Source organism: Arthrobacter globiformis, from assembly GCF_003261175.1.
GTDB classification, from domain to species: Bacteria; Actinomycetota; Actinomycetes; order Actinomycetales; family Micrococcaceae; genus Arthrobacter; species Arthrobacter globiformis_A.
Genome location: NZ_QLNP01000042.1, coordinates 53,575 through 76,217, shown reverse-complemented (window position 1 = coordinate 76,217; position 22,643 = coordinate 53,575). Strand labels below are relative to the sequence as shown.

At 66.3% G+C, this 22,643-nt stretch carries 16 protein-coding genes; 3 read left to right on the top strand and 13 right to left on the bottom strand.

The features are described from left to right. Positions 1-2: 2 nt before the first annotated feature. The 10 genes from DBZ45_RS03725 to DBZ45_RS03680 all read right to left on the bottom strand — a co-directional run bounded on the left by DBZ45_RS03725 (position 3) and on the right by DBZ45_RS03680 (position 13,622). Positions 3-1,016 carry a gluconeogenesis factor YvcK family protein gene (locus DBZ45_RS03725; RefSeq protein ID WP_111902618.1) on the bottom strand — a complete coding sequence of 338 codons (1,014 nt, stop codon included), beginning with the start codon at positions 1,014-1,016 and terminating at the stop codon, positions 3-5. Then, positions 1,016-1,939, bottom strand: coding sequence for an RNase adapter RapZ (rapZ, locus tag DBZ45_RS03720; RefSeq protein WP_111902628.1), 924 nt, complete (start codon positions 1,937-1,939; stop codon positions 1,016-1,018). Before rapZ ends, DBZ45_RS03725 begins: the two co-directional genes overlap by 1 nt. A gap of 113 nt (positions 1,940-2,052) precedes the next feature. Next, on the bottom strand, positions 2,053-4,104 hold the full coding sequence (uvrC, locus tag DBZ45_RS03715; protein ID WP_111902617.1) for an excinuclease ABC subunit UvrC: 2,052 nt from the start codon (positions 4,102-4,104) through the stop codon (positions 2,053-2,055). A 74-nt stretch (positions 4,105-4,178) separates the two neighbouring features. Next, positions 4,179-4,847, bottom strand: a complete 669-nt coding sequence (locus DBZ45_RS03710; protein ID WP_102974291.1) for a lysophospholipid acyltransferase family protein — start codon at positions 4,845-4,847, stop codon at positions 4,179-4,181. Beyond that, complete coding sequence (locus DBZ45_RS03705) at positions 4,834-5,550, bottom strand: HAD hydrolase-like protein (protein WP_111902616.1); 717 nt, start codon at positions 5,548-5,550, stop codon at positions 4,834-4,836. Before DBZ45_RS03705 ends, DBZ45_RS03710 begins: the two co-directional genes overlap by 14 nt. A 190-nt stretch (positions 5,551-5,740) precedes the next feature. Continuing rightward, positions 5,741-8,662 carry an excinuclease ABC subunit UvrA gene (gene uvrA, locus DBZ45_RS03700; RefSeq protein WP_111902615.1) on the bottom strand — a complete coding sequence of 974 codons (2,922 nt, stop codon included), beginning with the start codon at positions 8,660-8,662 and terminating at the stop codon, positions 5,741-5,743. 59 nt (positions 8,663-8,721) lie between these two features. Next, the gene (locus DBZ45_RS03695) at positions 8,722-9,102 is read right to left on the bottom strand and encodes a GntR family transcriptional regulator (RefSeq protein ID WP_111902614.1); all 381 of its coding nucleotides are present in this window, start codon (positions 9,100-9,102) and stop codon (positions 8,722-8,724) included. Then, entirely contained in the window at positions 9,099-10,958 is a 1,860-nt protein-coding gene (locus DBZ45_RS03690) for an ABC transporter ATP-binding protein (protein ID WP_111902613.1), read from the bottom strand. Before DBZ45_RS03690 ends, DBZ45_RS03695 begins: the two co-directional genes overlap by 4 nt. 13 nt (positions 10,959-10,971) lie before the next feature. After that, positions 10,972-12,711, bottom strand: coding sequence for an ABC transporter ATP-binding protein (locus DBZ45_RS03685; protein ID WP_440130494.1), 1,740 nt, complete (start codon positions 12,709-12,711; stop codon positions 10,972-10,974). Positions 12,712-12,848: 137 nt separating this feature from the next. Beyond that, positions 12,849-13,622 carry a trans-aconitate 2-methyltransferase gene (locus DBZ45_RS03680; protein ID WP_111902612.1) on the bottom strand — a complete coding sequence of 258 codons (774 nt, stop codon included), beginning with the start codon at positions 13,620-13,622 and terminating at the stop codon, positions 12,849-12,851. A 130-nt stretch (positions 13,623-13,752) separates the two neighbouring features. On the opposite strand from DBZ45_RS03680, the gene DBZ45_RS03675 reads away from it, so the two are divergent. Beyond that, positions 13,753-16,299: a DEAD/DEAH box helicase gene (locus DBZ45_RS03675; protein ID WP_111902611.1), complete on the top strand. Its 2,547-nt coding sequence runs from the start codon at positions 13,753-13,755 to the stop codon at positions 16,297-16,299. Positions 16,300-16,350: 51 nt separating this feature from the next. Here DBZ45_RS03675 and DBZ45_RS03670 read toward each other — a convergent pair whose 3' ends face one another. Then, positions 16,351-17,076: a 4'-phosphopantetheinyl transferase family protein gene (locus DBZ45_RS03670; RefSeq protein ID WP_111902610.1), complete on the bottom strand. Its 726-nt coding sequence runs from the start codon at positions 17,074-17,076 to the stop codon at positions 16,351-16,353. Between the two features lie 173 nt (positions 17,077-17,249). Here DBZ45_RS03670 and DBZ45_RS03665 point away from each other — a divergent pair, with 173 nt between their 5' ends. Next, positions 17,250-17,750, top strand: coding sequence for a GNAT family N-acetyltransferase (locus tag DBZ45_RS03665; protein ID WP_111902609.1), 501 nt, complete (start codon positions 17,250-17,252; stop codon positions 17,748-17,750). Beyond that, on the top strand, positions 17,743-19,098 hold the full coding sequence (locus tag DBZ45_RS03660; protein ID WP_111902608.1) for an alpha/beta fold hydrolase: 1,356 nt from the start codon (positions 17,743-17,745) through the stop codon (positions 19,096-19,098). Before DBZ45_RS03665 ends, DBZ45_RS03660 begins: the two co-directional genes overlap by 8 nt. Positions 19,099-19,286: 188 nt before the next feature. Here the strand turns inward: DBZ45_RS03660 and DBZ45_RS03655 are convergent, their stop codons facing one another. Beyond that, positions 19,287-20,312 carry a TerC family protein gene (locus DBZ45_RS03655; protein ID WP_111902607.1) on the bottom strand — a complete coding sequence of 342 codons (1,026 nt, stop codon included), beginning with the start codon at positions 20,310-20,312 and terminating at the stop codon, positions 19,287-19,289. Between the two features lie 223 nt (positions 20,313-20,535). Continuing rightward, a complete protein-coding gene (gene uvrB / locus DBZ45_RS03650; protein ID WP_111902606.1) occupies positions 20,536-22,635 on the bottom strand; it encodes an excinuclease ABC subunit UvrB in 2,100 nt (699 codons plus the stop codon). Between the last annotated feature and the right edge of the window lie 8 nt (positions 22,636-22,643).

Here is a 22,643-nt window from a genome sequence, read left to right as displayed (position 1 = left end):
TCCTAACTATTCCCGAAAATATCCTGGTAGGCCGTAGCCAGCCGCAAGGGGTCATGGACCGGTCGCCGGCCCGAAGCCCCTACTCTACCCAAGACAACCTCGGCGCCGATCATCCCCGCTGCCCGCTCAAACTCGGCAAGGTCCGAAACGGAGGCCGGGTCCGCGAGCACCACGTCCACGCTGAACTCCGGCGCGTAATCGCGCAGGACGTGAAGATGGTCCGCGGCAGACATGCCGGAGGTTTCCTTGGTGTCCATGGCTAGGTTCATGGTGAGGCAGCGCTTGGCCGGCGTATCGCAGAGCGCCTGCCGCATTTCCGGCAGCAACAGATGCGGGAGCACGGAGGTGTACCAGGAGCCGGGACCCAGCACCACCCAGTCGGCAAGCTCGATAGCGGTCAGGGCCTCAACGCATGCCGGAGCCTGCTCGGGAAGCAGCCGGACGCTCTCCAGCGAACCGGCCACGGCGCAGCGGGCCTGCCCCGTGATGGTGGTAACCGTACTGCTGCCGTCCGGGGCGGTCACGCGGACATCGCCCTCGATGGTGAGCGGAACGGTGGACATGGGAAGAACCTGTCCGCGGGCGCCGAGCAGCGCACCGGCCCACTTCAGGCCGGCCACCGCGTCCCCCAGCAGTTCCCAGAGCGTGACGATCAGCAGGTTTCCCATGGCGTGTTCGTCCAGGGAGGCGCCGCCGCGGGCGGACCGGAACCGGTGCTGCATGACGTCGCGCCAAGTGCGGCCCCAGTCCGTGTCGTCGCAGAGAGCGGACAGGGCCATTCGGAGATCACCGGGCGGAAGGACGCCGTACTCCTCGCGGAGACGGCCGGAGGACCCGCCGTCGTCCGCCACGGTGACCACCGCGGTCAGTTCAGAAGTAAGCAGCCGCAGTGCCGAAAGGGAGGCCGAGAGGCCGTGGCCGCCGCCGAGCGCGACGACGGTGGGTCCCTTGTCCTGTTGGGAACCGGTCAGGCCGGCCGGCGGAATCAGGGGCAGCGGGCCGGTAAGAACCCCCATTACTCGCGGCCCAGGTCCCGGTGCGTCGTGGTCACGGTCACCCGCGGATATTGCGCGAGCCGCTTGGAGAGTTCCATCGCGACCGCCACGGAGCGGTGCTTTCCGCCAGTGCATCCGACGGCGATGGTGGCGTAGTGCTTGTTCTCCCGGCGGTAGCCCTCCAGGACAGGTTCCAGCGCGAGAACGTAGCGCTCCACAAAGTTCGGCACGCCTTCGGCTCCGAGGACGTACTCGCTGACGTCCTGGTCAAGGCCGGTGTGCGGCCGGAGCGCCGGCACCCAGTGCGGGTTTGGAATGAACCTGACGTCGGCCACATAGTTGGCGTCCACGGGTAGCCCGTATTTGAAGCCGAAACTCATGATGTTCAGGCGGATTGCGATGGGGCCGGTTTCGGTGAACAGTTCGGTGATCGCGGTGGCGAGACCGTGGACGTTCAGGGACGAGGTGTCCAGGACGAGGTCCGAGGAGTCGCGCAGTTCCTTGAGGAGTTCACGTTCTGCGGCGATGCCGTCCAGGATCCTGCCGCCGCCCTGCAGCGGGTGCGGGCGCCGGCCCTGTTCGAAGCGGCGGACCAGGACGTCGTCGCTGGCATCGAGGAACAGCACCCGGAAGGTGACCCCGCTGACTTCGAGGGCGCGGAGCGCGGCGCGGATGTCGGCAAACAGCGCCTTGCTGCGCACGTCCATCACCACGGCAAGTTTGGGAATGGACTGCGGGGCGTGGGACACGAGTTCAGCCAGCGTCCCCAGCATCTGCGGCGGCAGGTTTTCGACGACGTACCAGCCGTGGTCCTCCAGCGCATCGGAGGCGGTGCTGCGGCCTGCGCCGGACATTCCGGTCACGATGAGCAGTTCCGCTTCGGCGGGCTTGACCGGTGTCAGGCCGTCCTCTTCCGTGCTGGACTCCGCCGTCGACTCTGCCATTGATTCCAGCCTCATTCCTGCTGTTGCTTCCTGCGCGCAGTTTATGCGCGGGTTGCTGTTTGCGGCACACGCCGATTTCCCGTACTTACCCTAACCAAGTTTCCGGGCACGGGCTAAGTTTCCAGCACTTCCCCGGTGGTCATGTTGATCGCCGGAACGGACTCGTCCGAGTCACCGCCCGCGCCGCCCGCACTGAAGTGGGTGACAATGGCCGCGGCCAGCGCCGGGCCGACACCCTTGGCCGCGGTCAGGTCCGCCGCCGATGCCGCCTTGATCTTCTTGACCGATCCGAAGTGGGCGAGCAGGGCCTTCCTCTTGGAATCACCCAGCCCGGGCACGCCGTCGAGGGCTGAGACGGTCATCGCCTTGCCGCGCTTTTGCCGGTGGAACGAGATGGCGAAGCGGTGCGCCTCATCGCGGATGCGCTGCAGCATGTAGAGGCCCTGCGAGGAGCGGGGCAGGATGACCGGAAAGTCGCTGTCCGGCAGCCAGACCTCCTCGAGGCGCTTGGCGAGCCCGACGACGTAGACGTCGTCGACGCCCAGCGCCTCCAGTGCCCGGGCAGCCGCGTTCACCTGGGGCTTGCCGCCATCCACCACCACGAGGTTGGGCGGGTAGGCGAATTTCGCACGCGGCGCCGGCGTGGTGGTGTCGGACAGTGAAGCTTCCCCGGTCCCGGCGTCGGCCGGTCCCGTGCCGACGGATGCCGGGATGGCCGGACCAGCCGGCGTCGCGACCAGTTCGGCGGCTTCAACCTGGGCCGTCTTGTCCACCAGGTAGTGCCGGAAACGCCGCGTCAGGACATCATGCATCGCAGCGGTGTCGTCCGCGGCTGCGGCACCGGTGATGGAGAACTTGCGGTAATCGGATTTCTTGGGCAGCCCGTCCTCCACCACCACCATGGAGGCCACCACATTGGTGCCCTGGACGTGGGAGACGTCGTAGCATTCGATGCGCAGGAGCGGGACTGGGAGCTCCAGGGCCTCCTGGAGTTCCTGCAGCGCCTGCGACCGGACGGTCAGGTCGCCGGCCCGGCGGGTCTTGTGGAGCCGCAGTGCGTGTTCGGCATTCTCGCGGACCGTGGACATGAGGGCGGCCTTGTCCCCGCGCTGCGGAACGCGGATGTCCACCTTGGCGCCGCGGAGGCCGCCGAGCCACTCCGCCAAATCCTGCGCATTGCTCGGCTCGACAGGCACCAGCACCTCACGGGGAAGCCGCCCCTGGATCTCAGCGTCCTCGCCGTAGACCTGCTGGAGGAGGTGTTCGACGAGGTCGGGGGTGGTGAAGTCCTCCACCTTCTCGACCACCCAGCCGCGCTGGCCGCGGACCCGTCCGCCCCGGACGTGGAACACCTGGACGGCCGCTTCGAGCTCATCCTCGTGTAGGGCGAAAACGTCGGCGTCGGTGTCCTCGGCCAGCACCACGGCGTTCCGCTCGAAGACCTTCCGGAGGGCGGTGATGTCATCACGCAGCCGGGCGGCGCGCTCGTAGTCAAGGATGGCGACGGCGGCACCCATCTCCTTTTCGAGCCGGGCGATGAACCGCTTGGCCTCGCCTCCCATGAAGGCGCAGAAGTCCTCGGCCAGGGCGCGGTGTTCCTCGGCTGTGACGCGACCGACGCAGGGGGCCGAGCATTTGTCGATGTAGCCCAGCAGGCAGGGCCGGCCGCTGGCCTGGGCACGCTTCAGCACGCCAGCGCTGCAGCTGCGCACCGGAAAGACCCGCAGCAGGGTGTCCATGGTTTCGCGGATGGCGCCGGCCGTGTAGGGCCCGAAGTACCGGGTGCCCTTCCGCCGCTCGCCGCGCATGACCTGCACGCGCGGCAGCTTCTCGCCCATGGTGACGGCGAGGTACGGATACGTCTTGTCGTCACGGAAAACCACGTTGAACCGAGGCTTGAATTCCTTGATCCAGGTGTATTCCAGCTGGAGGGATTCCAGCTCGCTGCCCACTACCGTCCACTCGACGCTGCTGGCCGCGTACACCATGGCGTGGGTCTTGGGCAGCAGCCCTGCCGGGTTCGCGAAGTACGAATTCAGGCGCGACCGGAGGTTCTTGGCCTTGCCGACGTAGATAACCCGGCCATGGGGATCCCTGAACCTGTAAACCCCCGGATTGGTCGGAATCTCACCCGTCTGGGGTCTATAACTTGATGGATCTGCCACGATTCCAGTCTACTGAGGTACGGGGCTGCGGATTGCCGCGGGCCATTTTGACGGAACCGCCCGGAAAGCAGCGCCTACTCGATGACCTTGCTCTGGTTGTAGCTGGTGGAGCGCTCCTGGCCGCTGAGCTCGGCGATGGCGTCCATGATCCGGTCGGTCACCTGGCGCCTGGCGGGGAGGGAATGGTCCGGGCCGGTCTTGTCGAAGTAGATCGGCTCCCCCACCTTCATGATGAAGTGCTGGGGTTTCACCGCGTTGCGGCCGGCGGGCTGCAGCTTCTCGGTGCCGATCAGTCCCACCGGGATCACCGGGGCGCCGGTGGTGAGGGCCAGCCATCCGACGCCGGTCCGGCCGCGATACAGGATTCCGTCGCGGGACCGGGTGCCCTCGGGGTAAATGCCGATGCCCCTGCCGTCCTCGAGGATGTCCAGCAGTGTTTTGAGGGCCTGCACGCTCGCTGCCTGTTCCCCGCGTTCGACCGGAATGGAGCCGACTGCCTCGAAGAAGGACTTCATCACGCGGCCCTTGATGCCCTTGGTGGTGAAGTACTCCGCCTTGGCAAAGAACGCGACGGGCCGGGGCATAAGCGCCTGGACAATCACGCTGTCCAGAAAGGAGAGGTGGTTCGGTGCCACAATAAACGGCCCGCTCTTGGGCACATTCTCCAGCCCGATGACGGTTGGCCGGCAGCTGCCGGAGATGAGGGTCCGCGTCGTCCAGCGGACGCCGTCAAACAGCTCCATCGTTGCGCACCTCGCTCAGGGCTGCGGCGCGGACGTTCTCCAGCTCCTCGACCTTGGCTCGCAGGCCGGCGGTGTCGTGTACGACAGCCACAGCTCCCGCTGCCTCCAGTTCGCCGTCGGGCGCAAAGCCCCAGCTGACGCCGATGCAATCGAGTCCGTTGGCCAGCGCTCCGGCCACGTCCTGCGCGCGGTCACCCACCATCACGGCGTGCTGCGTGCCGAGGTCCGTCATGGCGGCGGCGATGATGCCGGTCTTGCCAACCGGACCGGCTGCGGCCGCGGTCTCATCTGCGGCTGACCCCCTGATGGCGCGGAACCGGCCGGCAATCTGGTGGTGTTGAAGCACCAGCTGGGCAAGGCCTTCCGGCTTTTGCGTCGCCACAGCCACGGGCCGCCCAGCATCCACGTAGCTGTCCAGCAGGTCGACGATGCCCGGGTACAGGCGGCTCTGGGAAATACCGACGTCCAGGTAATGCCTCCGGTATGTCCGGATGACAGCCTCGAGCATGGCTGGCGGAACAGCCGCGACGTTCAGCAGCGAGTCGCTCAGCTTGGGACCCACCATCGCGTCTAGAAGGTCCTGGCTGGGGACAGGAAGGCCATGTTCCGTGAGGGCCGCGGCAATTCCGTCTGTTATCCCGCCGGCCGGATCGACAAGAGTGCCGTCCAGGTCGAAGATCACGGGCACTGTTGTTGAAGTCACCGGCCTAGTTTCTCACGATGGCACGCCTGCTCAAACTCGTATGCCCTCCGTGGAATACTTCCGCCCGCAATTGGAGTTTTAGCCCACGTCTCGTGACTTCCGAGGCGTTTAGTCGCCACTATCTGGACAAAAACTCCAATGAACGCCTACGACTGCGGCCCGCCAGTTGATCTGGCGGGCCGGAGTTGCGTTAGAGAATTTCGGCCAGGAACTTCGCGGTGTAGCTTTCCGAGGACTTGGAGACCTGCTCCGGGGTACCCGAGGCAATGATCCGGCCTCCGCCGGAGCCTCCGTCAGGGCCAAGGTCCACGATCCAGTCGGCGCTCTTGATGACGTCGAGGTTGTGCTCGATGGTGATGACCGTGTTGCCCTTCTCGACGAGGCCCTGAAGCACCATCAGCAGCTTCCGGATGTCCTCGAAGTGGAGTCCGGTGGTGGGCTCGTCCAGGACGTAGACGCTGCGCCCGTTGGACCGCTTCTGGAGTTCGGCCGCGAGCTTGACGCGCTGCGCTTCACCGCCGGACAGCGTGGTGGCGGGCTGGCCGAGCCGGACGTAGCCGAGGCCGACATCGACGAGTGTCTTGAGGTGGCGGGCAATCGGGGAGAAAGCAGCGAAGAATTCGGCTCCCTCCTCGATGGGCATGTTCAGCACGTCGGCGATGGTCTTGCCCTTGTAATGCACCTCGAGGGTCTCCCGGTTGTACCGCGCACCATGGCAGACCTCACAGGGAACGTAGACGTCCGGCAGGAAGTTCATTTCGATCTTCAGCGTGCCGTCACCGGAGCAGGCTTCGCACCGCCCGCCCTTGACGTTGAAGGAGAACCGTCCGGGGAGGTAGCCGCGGACCTTGGCCTCCGTGGTCTCCGCGAAGAGCTTGCGGATGTTGTCGAACACGCCGGTGTACGTTGCAGGGTTCGACCGCGGCGTGCGGCCGATCGGGCTCTGGTCGACGTGTACAACCTTGTCCAGGTGCTCCAACCCCTGGACAGTCTTGTGCCGCCCCGCCACCTGCTTGGCACCGTTGAGCTTGTTCGCAAGCACCTTGTACAGGATCTCGTTGACCAGGGTGGATTTGCCGGAGCCGCTGACACCGGTCACCGCAGTGAACAGGCCCAGCGGGAATGCCGCATCAACGTTCACGAGGTTGTTTTCGCGGGCCCCAACCACCTTCAGCTCGCGCTTCTTGTCGTACTTGCGCCGCTTCTTGGGGATGTCGATGCTCTTCCTGCCGGAGAGGTAATCCCCGGTGAGGGACTCCGTGTTCTCCAGGAGTGCCTTGTAGGACCCGGAATGGACCACCCGTCCGCCGTGCTCGCCGGCTCCTGGGCCGATGTCCACGATCCAGTCGGCCTCGTGGATGGTGTCCTCGTCGTGTTCGACCACGATGAGGGTGTTGCCCAGGTCACGGAGCCGGGTCAGGGTTTCGATCAGGCGCCGGTTGTCCCGCTGGTGCAACCCGATGGACGGCTCGTCCAGGACGTAGAGGACGCCCACAAGTCCCGAGCCGATCTGGGTGGCCAGCCGGATGCGCTGGGCCTCGCCGCCGGAGAGGGTGCCGGAGGGGCGTTCCAGGTTCAGGTACTCCAGGCCGACGTCCAGCAGGAAGGTGAGGCGGGCCTGGATCTCCTTGAGGACCTGGTGGGCGATCTGCGCCTCACGCCCGGTCAGCACGAGGTTGTCCAGGAATGCTGCGCATTCCCGCATGGGGAGACGCGCGACGTCGGCGATGGACTTGCCGTTGATGAGAACCGAGAGCGACGCCGGGTTCAGCCGCGCGCCGTCGCAGGCGGGGCAGGGGATCTGCCGCATGTACTCCTCATAGCGGTCCCGGGCGTAGTCGGACTCGGTTTCGGTGTGCTTGCGGTGCACGTACTGCACCACGCCTTCGAAGCCGGTGCTGTACTTGCGCTCCCGGCCGAACCGGTTGCGGTACTGCACCACGACCTTGTGGTCCTTGCCGTGCAGGACGGTCTGCCGGATGTCCCTGGGAAGGTCCTGCCACGGCGTGGTCATGGAAAACCCGAGCTCCTTGGCGAGCCCGCCGAGCAGGCGGTTCCAGTACTCGGTGGTGGCGGTGCCCAGGGACCACGGCGCGATCGCCCCGTCCTCCAGCGCAAGCTCCGGGTTGGGAATGATCAGTTCCTCGTCGACTTCCAGCCGGGTGCCGATGCCGCTGCAGGCCGAGCAGGCACCGAACGGGTTGTTGAACGAGAAGGACCTGGGCTCGATCTCATCGATGGCCAGGGGGTGCTCGTTGGGGCAAGCCAGGTTTTCCGAGAAGGCACGTGTGCGGTGCGCGTCGTCGGCCTCAAGGTCGACGAAGTCGGCCAGGACGCGCCCCTCGGCCAGGCCGAGCGCCGTTTCGATGGAGTCCGTCAGCCGCTGCCGGATGCCCTCCTTGACCACGAGCCGGTCCACCACCACCTCGATGGTGTGCTTGAACTGCTTGCCGAGCTTGGGCGGATCGCTCAGCTGGACGAGGTCACCGTCGACCCGCGCGCGGGAATAGCCCTTCGCCGTCAGCTCCTTGAAGAGGTCCACGAACTCGCCCTTGCGGCCGCGGACCACCGGAGCGAGGATCTGGAAACGGGTCCCGTCCTCCAGTTCGAGCAGCTGGTCCACGATTTGCTGCGGGGTCTGCTTGATGACGGGTTCACCGCAGACGGGGCAGTGCGGACGGCCCACCCGCGCCCACAGGAGGCGCATATAGTCGTAAATCTCGGTGATGGTGCCCACGGTGGAGCGCGGGTTCTTGCTCGTGGACTTCTGGTCGATCGAGACCGCAGGCGACAGGCCCTCGATGAAGTCGACGTCGGGTTTGTCCACCTGGCCCAGGAACTGCCGGGCGTAGGCCGAGAGCGATTCGACGTAGCGGCGCTGGCCCTCGGCGAAAATGGTGTCGAAGGCGAGCGAGGACTTTCCCGAACCGGACAGACCTGTGAAAACGATCATCGCGTCACGCGGCAGGTCGAGGTCGACGTTGCGGAGGTTGTGCTCACGGGCGCCCTTGACCACCAGCCGGGAAAGATCCGGACGCGCCGGTTGGGCGGGGCTCAGGGGGACGACGGCGGAGGGGGCAACAGCGGTTTCTTCAGCTACGGCTTTAGGCACCCACTAATGCTAGTCGAAAACTTCTTCGAATATAAACGCGGGTGTGCTATGCCACGCCGCTACTCGGCGTCGTAGGCGGCAGCCAGCAGGTGGACGGCCTGGGCGAACGACGCGCCCTGTGATTTGGCGGCCGCGGCATAGTCTGCGGCGGCCACGGACAACGTCCCCCAACGCTCGTCGCGGGCGCAGACCACCGTCCCGTTGCGCCCCTTGGTGGCGACGACGCCCGCAGCTTCGAGCTCCTTGTACGCCCGCGCCACCGTGTGTGGCGCGACGCCGAGGGTTTCGGCGAGGCTCCGCACCGCCGGCAGCCGCGTGCCGGGAGCAAGCTTCCCCTGGTCCGCCTGCTCGATCACATGCAGCCTCAGCTGCTCGAAGAGGGCCACGGAGCTGGCGGTGTTCGGTTTCCACCGCCCCGGGAAGGTATGGCCGGCGGTCACTGGCCTGACTCCCGGTAGCGCTGCTGGCCGGCGGCGTGCCGGCCGCGGTGCCGGCGGATGGCGCCGAGCTCGGGGTCCGCGCCGCGGAACTGGGCCTCATACAGGTGCCTGTAATGGCCGTCCACGGACAGCAGGCTGCTGTGCGTCCCCTGTTCAACAATGCGTCCGTGATCCATGACCAGAATTAGATCAGCGTCGCGCACGGTGGACAACCTGTGCGCAATGATGAAGCTTGTCTTGCCGTGCCGCAGCCGCTTCATCGCGAGCTTAATCTGCATCTCGGTCCGGGTGTCCACGGAACTCGTTGCCTCGTCCAGGATCAGGACGCTCCGGTCGGCGAGCCGGGCCCGGGCGATGGTGATCAGTTGCCGCTGGCCCTGGCTCAGCGAGTCGCCGTCGTCTCCCAGGAGCGTGCCGTAGCCGGCGGGCAGCGACCGCACGAAGTGGTCCACGTGGCTGGCCTCGGCCGCTGCCAGGATACGGTCATCATCCGCCCCCGGGGAGCCGTATTCGATGTTTTCGCGCACGGTGCCGCTGAACAGCCAGACGTCCTGCATGACCACGGCGAAATTGGACCGCAGCGAGTCCACGGGGACCGTGGCGATGTCCGTGCCGTCAATCGTGATGCGGCCCGAGTCCAGTTCATAGAAGCGCATGAGGAGGTTAACCACGGTGGTCTTGCCCGCACCCGTGTGGCCAACGATGGCCACTGTCTGGCCCGGCAGGACGGAGAAGGACAGTCCGCTGAGGGCCGGTACCCCCGGGGTGTACGCGAAGGTGACGTCCTCGAAGTCAATCCGGCCGCGCAGGTTTTCCTGGCGGACCGGAACGCCGTCCTCGTGTGGAACCTCAGGCTCGTCGAGCAGGGCGAAAACCCGCTCAGCCGAGGCCGCGCAGGACTGCATGAGCGTGAGCATGCCGCCAATCTGCCCCATTGGCTGGGTGAACAGGCGGCTGAACTGGATGAACGCCTGGATGCCGCCGATGGTCATTGCCCCGGCCGTCACCTGCAGGGCGCCCACGACGGCCACGGCCACGTAGTTGAGGTTGGCGACGAAAACCATCAGCGGCTGCACGGCTCCCGAGACGAACTGGGCGCGCGCGCTGGCGCGGGCCAGCCGGTCGTTGCCGTGGCCGAAGATGGCCGACGCCGTGTCCTGCTGCCCGAACGCCTTGATCACCTCGTGTCCGGTGATGAATTCCTCGATGTGGGCGTTCAGCTCACCGGTGGATGACCACTGGGCGGCGAAATAGGCCTGGGACTGGCGGGCCATGAACACTGTTATCAGCGTGGACACGGGAACGGAGACCAGGGCGATGGCGGCCAACAGCGGCGAGATCCACAGCATCATGGCCAGGGAGCCGCACAGCATCAGCACGGACATGATCAGCTGTGTGAGCAGCTGGTTGAGTGCCTGGGAGATGTTGTCGACGTCGTTCGTGGCCCGGCTGAGGACATCGCCCCTGGCCTGTTCGTGGAAGTGCGACGACGGCAGGCGGTGCAGCTTGTCCTCGACCGCGGCGCGGAGGTTGAAGACGAGCCGCTGCACCGCTTGGGCGGTCAGCACGCCCTGGACCCAGTTGAAGACGGAGGTCCCGACGTACATCAACGACACCACACCCAGCAGGGCGGCCAGCCTGCCGGCGTCGAACGTCCCATGCATGAAGCCGTCGACGACGACGTCGGTGGCGTCGCCGAGGAGCTTGGGAGCCGCCACATTGAGGGCGGCGAAACCGCAGGTGGCCGCGACGGCCAGGGCCATCCTGCCCCTGGACGGCCGTAGCAGGCCCAGCAGGCGCTTGGCTGCCGGCAGGAAACTGCCGGTGGTGCGCCTGGCCGCGTGGGTGCCCTTCATGGCCGCCCGCTGCTCACGGCTGTTCGTCCAGGGCGAGCTGGGATTCGGCGATCTCCCGGTAGGTGGGCGACGATACCAGCAGTTCGGCGTGGGTCCCCCGGGCAACCAGCCGGCCCTCCTCCAGCACCAGGATGCTGTCCGCGCCCATGATGGTGGGAATGCGCTCGGCCACCATCAGCACCGTGGCTGCTTCCAGCAAGGGCGCCAGTGCCTCCCGGACCGCGGCCTCAGTGGCATAGTCCAGGGCGGAAAAACTGTCATCAAAGATGTAGAGGTCCGCGGCGCGGAGCATGGCGCGGGCGATGCAGAGCCGCTGCCGCTGCCCGCCCGAAAGCCCTGCCCCGCCCTGGGCGACGGCTGCCTGGAGGCCGTCCGGGAGCCGGCGCACGAAGTCCTCGGCCTGCGCCAGCTGCAGGGCCTGCCACAACTCGTCCTCGGTGGCCTCCGGCGCGGCCATGCGCAGATTGGTCGCCACGGTGCCCGAGAAGAGATAGGAGTGCTGCGGCACCAGTGAGATCCGCTCCCGCAGATGGCCGGCGGGCAGGGTCCTGACGTCGGTTCCCCCTACCCGGACTTCGCCGGACGTGGCATTCAGGAACCGTGGCAGGAGATTCAGCAGTGTGGTCTTGCCGCTGCCGGTGGCACCGATGATGGCCGTGGTGGTGCCCGGGACTGCGGTAAAGGAGATGTCGGCCAGGACGGGGGACTCAGCGCCGGGGTAGGCGAACCAGACGTGGCTGAACTCCACTCCCCCGCCGCTGGACCGGGCCCCGCCTCGTTCCGCCGGGGCGGGCAGGCCCAGAGCCGGGGTCACATCCAGCACATCCTGGATCCGTTCGGCGCAGACGGCCGCGCGCGGTGCGGTGCTGAGTACGTACATGGCCATCATGATGGCCAGCAGGATCTGCAGGATGTAGGCGATGAAGGCTGTGAGGGCGCCCACCTCCATGCTGCCGCTTGTGATCAGGTGGCCGCCGAACCAGACCACTGCCACCGAGGAGAGGTTCACCACGATCATGATCATCGGCAGCATGCCGGCCACCAGGAGGGCGGACTGGAGGTTGTTTCGGGTCAGCCGCCGGTTCGCTTCCGCGAAGCGGGCCGCCTCGTGCTTCTGCCGGACGAAGCCGCGGATGACGTTGACGCCGATGATCTGTTCGCGGAGGATCCGGGTGATGCCGTCGATGAGTGCCTGCCCCGTCCGGTAGAGCGGGATGAGGCGGCGCACGATCAGGTACATGATGAGCACCAGCAGCGGGACTATGACAATGACGACGGCGGACAGTGCCGCATTTTGCTGGACGGCCAGGATGATTCCGCCGATGCCCATGACCGGCGCCGCTGCGAGCATGGTGAACACCAGGACCGCGAAAGTCTGGATTTGCTGGACGTCGTTGGTGGACCTGGTCACGAGGCTGGCCGTGCCGAACGTCCCGATCTCCTGGGACGACATGGCCTGGACCTGGGAGAACAGCTCCCGCCGCAGCCGGTGGCCGATCTTCATGGCGACGTCGGCCCCGAGGTACCCGGCGCCCAGGGCGGCCGCAGCCTGCAAGGCGGTGAGCACCATCATCCAGCCGCCGAGCCCCAGGATCACCCCGGGCTGGTTGGCGAGGATCCCGTCGTCGATGATGCTCGCGTTCAGCGTCGGCAACAGCAGGTTTCCCGCGGTCTGCACCACCTGCAGGGCGATGATCGCCCAGACAGCCGTCCGGTGTTCGCCCAAGAGGCGGAGCATCAGGCCGAAAAGCACCGCACCTCCTCCATCGCCTGGGCGTATGGGAGCCTGGGTCGGCCCCCAATAACCGCTTGGCCATTGTAAGCCAGATCACATCGGACCGCGCGGGAGGTTGCGGGGCGGGTTGCGCCACGAGCCGGGTGCATGCTGCCCTAGAGCTTGCGTGCCACTGCAAAGATCCTGCGGAACGGGTAAATCGTGCCGTGCGGCGTTGGCGGATAGGCCTTGGTCAGCCGGGCTCCGTATTCGGCCTCGAACCCGGCGGCGTCGTCCGGCGACAGCGCGGCCAGCACTGGCCGCAGGCCCGCGCCCCGCACCCAGTCCAGCACCGGGTTGTCGCCGGTGAGCACCTGCTGGTAGGTGGTTTCCCACGCGTCTGCCGCGCACCCGGCGTCGAGCATGATCTCCAGGTAGCGTGCGGGCGGCGCCACCGCCTCATCGTGGCGCAGCACGCCTGCAAGTTTGCCGGCCCACTTCGGCGACTCTGCGACGTCGCGCATCAGGGTGTGGGATGCGGACGTGAAGTTGCCCGGCACCTGCAGGGCGAACCACGCGCCAGGCTTCAGCGCCTCCAGCCAGCCGGCCAGCAGTTCGGGGTGCCCCGGTACCCACTGCAGCGCCGCGTTGCTCACCACGACGTCGGTGTCCTCGGCAGGCAGCCACGAAGCGATGTCGCCGAGGCTGAACTCCAGCCCCGGGGTGGACTGCCGGTGCTGTTCGGCTGTTGCCAGCATCTCGGCTGAGGAATCCAGGCCCACCACGCGCGCGTCGGGCCAGCGGGCCGCGAGCGTGGCTGTCAGGTTCCCGGGGCCGCAGCCCAGGTCCACCACCTGCCGCGGGGCGTCGGCGAGGACACGGGCGGTCAGGTCAAAGAACGGGCGCTGCCGGTAGTCGCCGAACTGGACGTATTTGGCGGGATCCCACACATGGCCTCCGGTTGTTCGTTGAACGCTGTTCGCTGAAGGTTGGTCGCTGAAGTTTTGTCCTGGCAGAGCGAGCCTAGCGCCGGCCAGCACGAAACCGTTCAGGGACGCGCTGGCACTAAGCTGGAAGGCAATGAAACTCGTTGAACAGCTCCCCGCCCCGTCCGCACGGATCACCACCGGAACCGGCGCGGACCCGGACACGCTGTACGAGCGCTTCGTGGAGTGGACCGAGAGCCGTGGCCTGCAGCTGTACCCGGCGCAGGACGAGGCGATCATGGAACTGGCCTCCGGCGCCAACGTGATTCTCGCGACGCCCACCGGATCCGGCAAGTCCCTCGTTGCCATAGCGGCGCATTTCCAGGCGATGGCCCGGGGCGAGCGCAGTTACTACACTGCCCCCATCAAGGCCCTGGTGTCCGAAAAGTTCTTCGCCCTCTGCGAGATCTTCGGGGCGGAGAATGTCGGCATGATCACCGGCGACTCCGGCGTGAACCAGGACGCCCCGATCATCTGCTGCACCGCGGAGATCCTGGCCAACACCGCCCTGCGCGAGGGCGCCGCTGCCGACCTGGGCGCCGTCATCATGGACGAGTTCCACTTCTACTCCGATCCGCAGCGCGGCTGGGCGTGGCAGGTTCCGCTGCTGGAACTCCCGCAGGCGCAGTTCCTCCTCATGTCCGCCACGCTGGGCGACGTCAGCCGCTTCGAAGCCGGCATGACCGAACTCACCGGACGGCCCACCACCACCGTCAGCTCGGCCGAGCGCCCCATTCCGCTGCACTACTACTACCGCGAGACGCCGGTCCACGAGACCCTCGAAGAACTGCTGGGCACCAGGGAAGTGCCGGTCTACGTGGTGCATTTCAGCCAGGCGGAGGCCATCGAGCGCGCCCAGACCCTGATGAGCATCAACGTGTGCACCCGCGAAGAAAAGGACAAGATTGCCGAGCTCATCGCGAACTTCCGTTTCGCGGCAGGGTTCGGCAAGACCCTGAACCGCCTGGTCCGGCACGGCATCGGCGTGCACCACGCCGGCATGCTGCCCAAGTACCGCCGCCTCGTGGAGCAACTGGCCCAGGCCGGCCTGCTTAAGGTCATCTGCGGCACGGACACGCTGGGCGTGGGAATCAACGTTCCCATCCGCACCGTCGTGCTCACCGCCCTGAGCAAGTACGACGGCGTACGCACCCGCCTGCTCAACTCCCGTGAGTTCCACCAGATTGCCGGAAGGGCCGGCCGGGCCGGCTACGATACGGCCGGCACCGTGGCGGTGCAGGCCCCCGAGCACGTGGTGGAGAACGTCAAGGCGATGGCCAAAGCCACCGCGAAGTTCGGCGACGACCAGCGGAAGCTGCGCCAGGTGGTGAAGAAAAAGCCGCCGGAGGGGTTCGTGTCCTGGGGCCAGCCCACCTACAACCGCCTGGTGGACTCCGTCCCGGACCCGCTGACCTCCAGCTTCACCGTGACCCACGCGATGCTCATGAACCTCATGGAGCGTCCCGGCGACCCGTTCGCCGCGGCGCGCCGGCTCCTCACGGAGAACCACGAAAGCCGCCCTTCCCAGCTTCGGCTCATGAAGAAGGCCCTCGGGATCTACCGGGAGCTGCTCGCGGCCGAGGTTGTGGAGCGCATCCCGGCTGCCGAGCAGGGAACGGACGGCCGCACGGTGCGCCTGACCGTCCACCTGCAGCCGAACTTTGCCCTGAACCAGCCGCTCTCCCCGTTTGCGCTCGCAGCGCTGGACCTGCTGGACCCCGAGTCGCCGTCCTACGCCGTCGACGTCGTCTCCGTCATTGAAGCCACGCTGGAGAAGCCCCGGCAGATCCTGTCCGCCCAGCAGAAGAAGGCACGCGGGGAGGCCGTGGCCGCCATGAAAGCGGACGGCATCGAGTATGAGCAGCGGATGGCCATGCTCGACGAGGTCACCTACCCCCAGCCGCTCGCGGAGATCCTGGGAGAGGCCTTCGAGGTGTACCGCAAGGCTGCCCCGTGGGTGGGCGACTTTGAACTGGCCCCCAAGTCAATCATCCGGGACATGTACGAGCGCGCGATGAACTTCGGCGAGTTCGTGCAGTTCTACGGCCTTGCCCGCTCCGAGGGCATCGTGCTGCGCTACCTGGCCGACGGCTTCAAGGCACTCCGGCAGACCGTTCCGCAGGATGCGCTGCGGGAGGACCTCGAGGACCTGATCGCCTGGCTCGGTGAGCTGGTGCGGCAGGTGGACTCCAGCCTGCTGGACGAGTGGGAAGAACTGGCCTCCGGTGCCGTCCCCACGCCGCACGACGCACCGCCGCCCCCGCCGCCGTCGCTGACGTCCAACATCCGGGCCTTCCGGGTCATGGTCCGGAACGAGATGTTCCGGCGCGTCGAGCTTTTTGCGGACGAGGACGCCGCTGCCCTGGGCGAGCTCGACGGCGACGCCGGCTGGGACGCCGACCGCTGGGAAGACGTCCTGGACGACTACTTCGACGAGCATGACGACATCGGCACCGGCCCCGACGCGCGCGGACCCGGGCTGCTCATCATCACCGAGGAGCCCGGTGTCTGGAAGGTCCGGCAGATCTTCGATGACCCGGCGGGTAACCATGACTGGGGGATTTCCGCGGAGGTGGATCTGGCCGCCTCGGACGAGACCGGCACTGCGGTGGTCCGGGTGACCGGGGCGAACCGCCTCTGACAGGCGGGCAGGCTCTGACAGGCGGGCAGGCTCTGACAGGCGGGCCGCGAGCTACGGGCCGGGCGTCCTTGCGAGCGCTATTGCCACCATGAAGGAATGCGGCAGTCCCACTGACTCCGGATCCACGGCGTCGACCAGCCAACGCTGTCCGCTGCCTTCCTGGCCCCCCGCCAGAGGCACGCCCGTGACCAAAGGCGGGGCCGGTGCCTGCAGGAAGCCCGGCAGCAAGGGAACGGGTCCGGCAACGTCCACCAGAGCCGGGTCGACGGCGGCCAGTCCCCTGCCCAGCGCCTTGAGAACTGCCTCCTTGCGCGTCCACAGGAGTGTCTGGAATCTTGGCCGAAGTGCGGGCTCCACCCTCTGCAGGTGTTCCCGCTCGCGCTCCGAAAGGGCAACCAGCCCGAACCCGTCGAAGCCTGCGGCCGTGCTGCCCTCCAGGTCGACGCCGACTCCCAGGACCCGTTCGTCAGTTGTGGCTGCCAGCAGGCACCAGTCCCCCGCCCGGCTCAGGCTCGCCAGAACGGCAGGCCCGGACGGACCGGCCTGGTAGCGGGGCATGCCGTGCACACGGTCGCCCCTCCTGCACTCCCGGCAGATGTAGTCTGCCCGGAGCCCTGCGGCGCCCATCCCTGCGGTTTCGGCGGCGTGGCGCCGCAACGCGATGCGTCCGGCCAGGAACCTGTCCCGCTGAATTCCGGAACCCAACGACGCTGCCCGCTGCCGCTCGCCGTCGTCCAAAGTATCGGCCTGCCCGAGGTCGACGCTGGACAGCCTCACGGCAGCCAGACGGACACGGTCACTTACCGGCACTGCCGCCCCGTCGCACCGTCTGCGGAAGCGCTGCTGCACTTTTGATAGGTCATGGGAATCAACAGCCTATACTCCGGCGGCACCCTGCCCTGCTGCTGCCGGCCTGATCCAGCAAGCCAGGACCCAGTAAGCTCGGACTCATGAGTGTAATCCGTCCCGCAACACCCGCCGACGTTCCCGTTATCCTGCAGTTGATCCACGAGCTGGCTGTCTATGAAAAAGAGCCCGACGCCGTCCGGAACACGCCCGAGATGCTCACCGAGGTGCTCTTCGGCAGCAACCCGCGCGTGTATGCGCACATGGCCGAGAATGAGGCCGGCGACGTGCGTGGCTTCGCGCTCTGGTTCCTGAACTACTCAACGTGGGAAGGCGTGCACGGAATCTATCTGGAGGACCTTTACGTCACCCCGGAGGCGCGCGGCGAGGGCCACGGGAAGGCCCTTCTGCAGCATTTGGCGGCGACCGCCGTCGAACGCGGCTACGCGCGCGTGGAATGGAGCGTCCTGGACTGGAACGAACCGTCCATCAACTTCTACCGGAAGCTCGGGGCATTCCCGATGGAGGAATGGTCCACGTTCCGGCTGACCGGAACGGCGCTGGCAGAGTTCGGCAGCCGCAGCGAGGCCGGTGTCCATGGCTGAGGCAGCACTGGACGCCACAGTTCATGCGGGCCCGGTCCATACAGTCCGCGCCCGGCACAACTTCCGCGGGATGCGCACCGCAGAACACTACTTCACCCTGCCGCTGGACCATTTTGCCGGCCCGGGCGGGGAGGACGCGGCCGAGACGATCACGGTCTTCGCCCGCGAGTACGTGTCCGCCGAGCACACGGAGGCAGAAGCCGCCGATTTGCCCTGGCTCCTGTACCTTCAGGGCGGTCCCGGCGGGCGCGGCAACCGCTTCGCGTCGCTGGGGGGCTGGAGCAAAGCGGCCGCCAAGGACTTCCGCATCCTGATGCTGGACCAGCGGGGCACCGGCCTCTCCTCCCTCATTGACCGCAACACCCTGCCGCTGCGCGGGGATGCGGCAGCCCAGGCGAGGTACCTTGAGCACTTCCGGGCTGATTCGATCATTGCGGACGCGGAGCTCATCCGCCAGGCTCTCGGTTCGGAGCCGTGGACTGTCTACGGGCAGAGCTACGGCGGCTTCTGCGCGCTCACGTACCTTTCGTTCGCCCCCACGGGCCTGCGCGAGGTACTGATCACCGGAGGACTCGCCCCGCTCACCGGTTCCCCCGAGCGGGTCTACCGCGAGACCTTCAGGCGGGTGGCAGCCCGCAACGCGGAGTACTTCGGCTGGTACCCCGAGGACCGGGAAGCGGTAAACCGCATCGCCAGCCACCTCCGCAGCACGGCGGAGTACCTCCCGGACGGTTCTCCCCTCACGGTGGAGAGGTTCCAGATGGTGGGGTCCTTCCTCGGCGGGAACACCCGGGTGGACACCCTGCACAACCTGCTGGAGGACGCCTTTGTGCAGGCGCCCGGCGGTCCGCGCCTTTCCGATCCGTTCCTGGAGCAGGTCCGCCCCCTGGTCTCGCGGGCAGCCAATCCGCTGTACGCGCTGATGCATGAGTCCATCTATGGCCAGAACGCGGCCACGGGCTGGGCGGCCTGGCGGGTTCTCGAGGAGTTCCCGGAGTTCAGCCCGGACGCTGCCGAGCCACTCCTGACCGGCGAGATGGTCTACCCGTGGTACTTCGAACAGGACCCTGCCCTTCGCCCGCTGCAGGAAGTGGCGGAACTGCTGGCGGCCAAGGCTGACTGGAAGCCCCTGTACGACACCGCGCAGCTGGCTGCCAACATCGTGCCCGCGGCGGCCGCCGTCTACCGCGATGACATCTATGTGGACCACGGGCTCTCCATGGAGACGGCTGCCGCCGTCCGCAAGCTGAAGACATGGGAAACCGGTGAGTTCCACCACGACGGCATCGCGGACGACGGTGAGGCCATCTTCGGCCGCCTGCTCGGCATGGTGCGCTCCGCCCGCTGAGCCATTCAGAAAACAAATCCGGCGCTAATGGACCCACAGGTCACGCGAACTGGCAGATAACGCCCTCAAAACGGGGAGTTAAGGGCATTACCTGCCAGTTCGCGCTTCGGATTTGCCCCCCGACATGCAAAAAGCAACCCCGGCCACCTGTGGCCGGGGTTGCTTTGTGCTGGGACTGGCTGGGAAGCCTAGTCGACGTCGCTCAGGCTCTTCCGGGAGTCCTCCTCGAGGCGGGCATCCAGCTTGGCCTTCTGTGCGCCGGAGCTCACCAGGCTGGCGATCACAGCGATGATGATGGTGCCGATGATGACCGCGAGGGACACGTACGTCGGGATTTCCGGGGCCCACTCGATGTGGTGCCCGCCGTTGATAAACGGCAGCTCGTTGACGTGCATGGCGTGCAGGATCAGCTTCACGCCGATGAACGCCAGGATGATGGACAGTGCGTGCTTCAGGTAGATGAGGCGGTTCATCAGGCCGCCGAGCAGGAAGTACAGCTGCCGCAGGCCCATCAGGGCAAAAATGTTCGCCGTGAAGACGATGAAGGCACTCTGCGTCAGGCCGAAGATCGCGGGGATGGAGTCAACCGCGAAGAGCAGGTCGGTCATGCCGATGGTGACGAAGACGATCAGCATGGGGGTGAAGACCTTCTTGCCGTCCACGGTGGTGCGCAGCTTGCCGCCGTCGAACTTCTCGGACATGGGGATGACCTTGCGGAGCTTGCCGATGAGGGCGTTCTCCTTGTCCTCTTCGTCTTCACCCTCGTCCTGCGCCTGCTTCCAGGCGGTCCAGAGGAGGAAGGCGCCGAAGATGTAGAAGACCCAGCTGAACTGCTCGATCACGATGGCGCCGAGCATGATGAAGATGCCGCGCAGGACCAGTGCGATGATGATGCCCACCATCAGCACTTCCTGCTGGTACTTACGGGGCACGGAGAAGCGGGCCATGATGATGATGAAGACAAACAGGTTGTCGATGCTGAGGCTGTACTCAGTCACCCAGCCGGCAACGAACTGGCCGCCGTACTCGGGCCCCGTGAACGCGAACATGGCACCGGCAAACACGAGGGCCAGTGCGACGTAGAAGGCCACCCAGAGGCCGGCTTCCTTCATGGAGGGCTCATGCGGACGGCGCACTACCAGAAGCAGGTCCATAAGGAGGATGAGGCCGAGGACGACGAACGAGCCGACCTCGAACCAGACGGGAAGTTCCACAAAAATGCCTTTCGCAGGGTACAGAAAACCGGTGTAAGTCTCTCCGGCGAACCTGTGCACTTGGTGCTGATGTGGCTGCCCGCTACGCCCGGCAGGGCATCTGTGCCCTGCGTGTTGACGTTCGTAGCGCTTGGGATACTCCCCTACGTGACCTCAACTTTACCCTAGAGGCGCGGTCCCCCGCGCCACGTGACGGCGCCCGCGCCACCTGATCCAGCAGCCGCTAGGCGTGCCCGGCTGACTGCATCTGCCGCAGTTCCTTCTTGAGCTCGGAAACTTCGTCGCGGATGCGGGCAGCCACTTCGAACTGCAGCTCGGCGGCCGCTCCGTGCATCTGCTCGGTCAGCTGCTCGATCAGGCCCACGAGGTCCTCGGCAGGCGCGGCCGCCAGCCCGTCGGCGCGGACGGTTGCGGCCCCCTTGGCGGCGGATTTGCCGCGCTTGGCGCCCTTGGCCAAACGGTTGCTGTTGAGCAGCTCCTGGGTGTCCGCGTCTTCCTTGGCCAGCTGGTCGGTGATGTCGGCGATCTTCTTCCGCAGCGGTTGCGGGTCGATTCCGTTTTCCGTGTTGTAGGCCACCTGGATGGCGCGGCGCCGGTTTGTTTCATCGATGGCATGGGCCATGGAGTCAGTAATCCGGTCCGCGTACATGTGGACCTGGCCCGAGACGTTGCGCGCGGCCCGGCCGATGGTCTGGATCAGGGACGTGGACGACCGCAGGAAGCCTTCCTTGTCCGCGTCCAGGATGCTTACCAAGGAGACCTCCGGCAGGTCAAGGCCTTCCCGGAGCAGGTTGATGCCAACCAGGACGTCGAACACACCCATCCGGAGTTCGCGGAGCAGCTCAACACGCCGCAGCGTGTCGACGTCGGAGTGCAGGTACTCCACCTTGATGCCGTGGCCGAGGAGGTAGTCGGTGAGGTCCTCCGCCATCCGCTTGGTGAGCGTGGTGACCAGGACGCGTTCGTTCTTCTCGGTACGGGTCTTGATCTCACCCAGCAGGTCGTCGATCTGGCCTTTAGTGGGCTTGACCACCACCTCGGGGTCGATCAGGCCGGTGGGACGGATGATCTGCTGGACGAAGCCGTCCGCCTTGCCAAGTTCGTACTTGCCGGGCGTGGCGGACAAATAGACCGTCTGGCCTACGCGCTCCAGGAACTCGTCCCATTTCAACGGCCGGTTGTCCATGGCGGACGGCAGCCGGAAGCCGAAGTCCACCAGGTTCCGCTTGCGGGACATATCGCCTTCGTACATGGCCCCGATCTGCGGGATGGTCACGTGGGATTCGTCCACCACCAGCAGGAAATCGTCCGGGAAGTAGTCCAGGAGGCAATGCGGGGCGGTTCCGCGGGCGCGGCCGTCAATGTGCGATGAGTAGTTCTCGATGCCGTTGCAGAAACCCATCTGCTGCATCATCTCGAGGTCGTAAGTGGTGCGCATCCGCAGCCGCTGGGATTCCACGAGCTTGTTCTGGCTCTCCAGGACCTGGAGCCGGTCGGCGAGTTCGTCCTCAATCCGCTTTATGGCACGCGCCATCCGCTCGGGGCCGGCCACATAGTGCGAGGCCGGGAACACGTACATTTCCTCTTCGTCCCGGATCACCTCGCCGGTCAGCGGGTGCAGGGTATGGATGTTCTCAATCTCATCCCCGAAGAACTCGATCCGGATGGCCAGTTCCTCATACATGGGAATGATTTCGACGGTGTCGCCGCGGACCCGGAAGGTGCCGCGGTGGAAGTCCATGTCATTGCGGGCGTACTGCATGGAGACGAACTTGCGCAGCAGGTCATCACGGTTCATTTCGGCGCCCTTGCGCAGCGTCACCATGCCGGCGATGTACTCTTCCGGCGTGCCAAGGCCGTAGATGCAGGACACGGTTGCCACCACAATCACGTCGCGGCGGGTGAGGAGCGCGTTGGTGGCGGAGTGCCGGAGCCGTTCCACTTCCTCGTTAATGGAGGAGTCCTTTTCTATGAACGTGTCCGTCTGCGCGACGTACGCCTCGGGCTGGTAGTAGTCGTAGTAGGACACGAAGTACTCCACCGCATTGTTCGGCAGGAGTTCGCGGAACTCGTTGGCCAGCTGCGCCGCGAGGGTCTTGTTCTGGACCATCACCAGAGTGGGCCGCTGGACCTGCTCGATCAGCCACGCAGTGGTGGCGCTCTTGCCGGTACCGGTGGCGCCGAGCAGCACCACGTCCTTTTCGCCGTTTTTGATGCGCTCCGTCAGCTCGGCGATGGCCGCCGGCTGGTCACCGGCGGGCTGGAACTCGCTGATGACCTCGAAGGGCGCAACGACTCGGTTGACCTCCTGCGCAAGACTCATGCATCTAA

Coding starts and splice junctions, on each gene's coding strand:
- DBZ45_RS03710 (WP_102974291.1), bottom strand. CDS start 4,847: ATGGAGCTGTTTGACGGCGTCCGCTGGACGACGCGGACCCTCATCTCC.
- DBZ45_RS03690 (WP_111902613.1), bottom strand. CDS start 10,958: ATGAAGGGCACCCACGCGGCCAGGCGCACCACCGGCAGTTTCCTGCCG.
- DBZ45_RS03725 (WP_111902618.1), bottom strand. CDS start 1,016: ATGGGGGTTCTTACCGGCCCGCTGCCCCTGATTCCGCCGGCCGGCCTG.
- DBZ45_RS03675 (WP_111902611.1), top strand. CDS start 13,753: ATGAAACTCGTTGAACAGCTCCCCGCCCCGTCCGCACGGATCACCACC.
- DBZ45_RS03660 (WP_111902608.1), top strand. CDS start 17,743: ATGGCTGAGGCAGCACTGGACGCCACAGTTCATGCGGGCCCGGTCCAT.
- uvrB (WP_111902606.1), bottom strand. CDS start 22,635: ATGAGTCTTGCGCAGGAGGTCAACCGAGTCGTTGCGCCCTTCGAGGTC.
- DBZ45_RS03665 (WP_111902609.1), top strand. CDS start 17,250: ATGAGTGTAATCCGTCCCGCAACACCCGCCGACGTTCCCGTTATCCTG.
- rapZ (WP_111902628.1), bottom strand. CDS start 1,939: ATGGCAGAGTCGACGGCGGAGTCCAGCACGGAAGAGGACGGCCTGACA.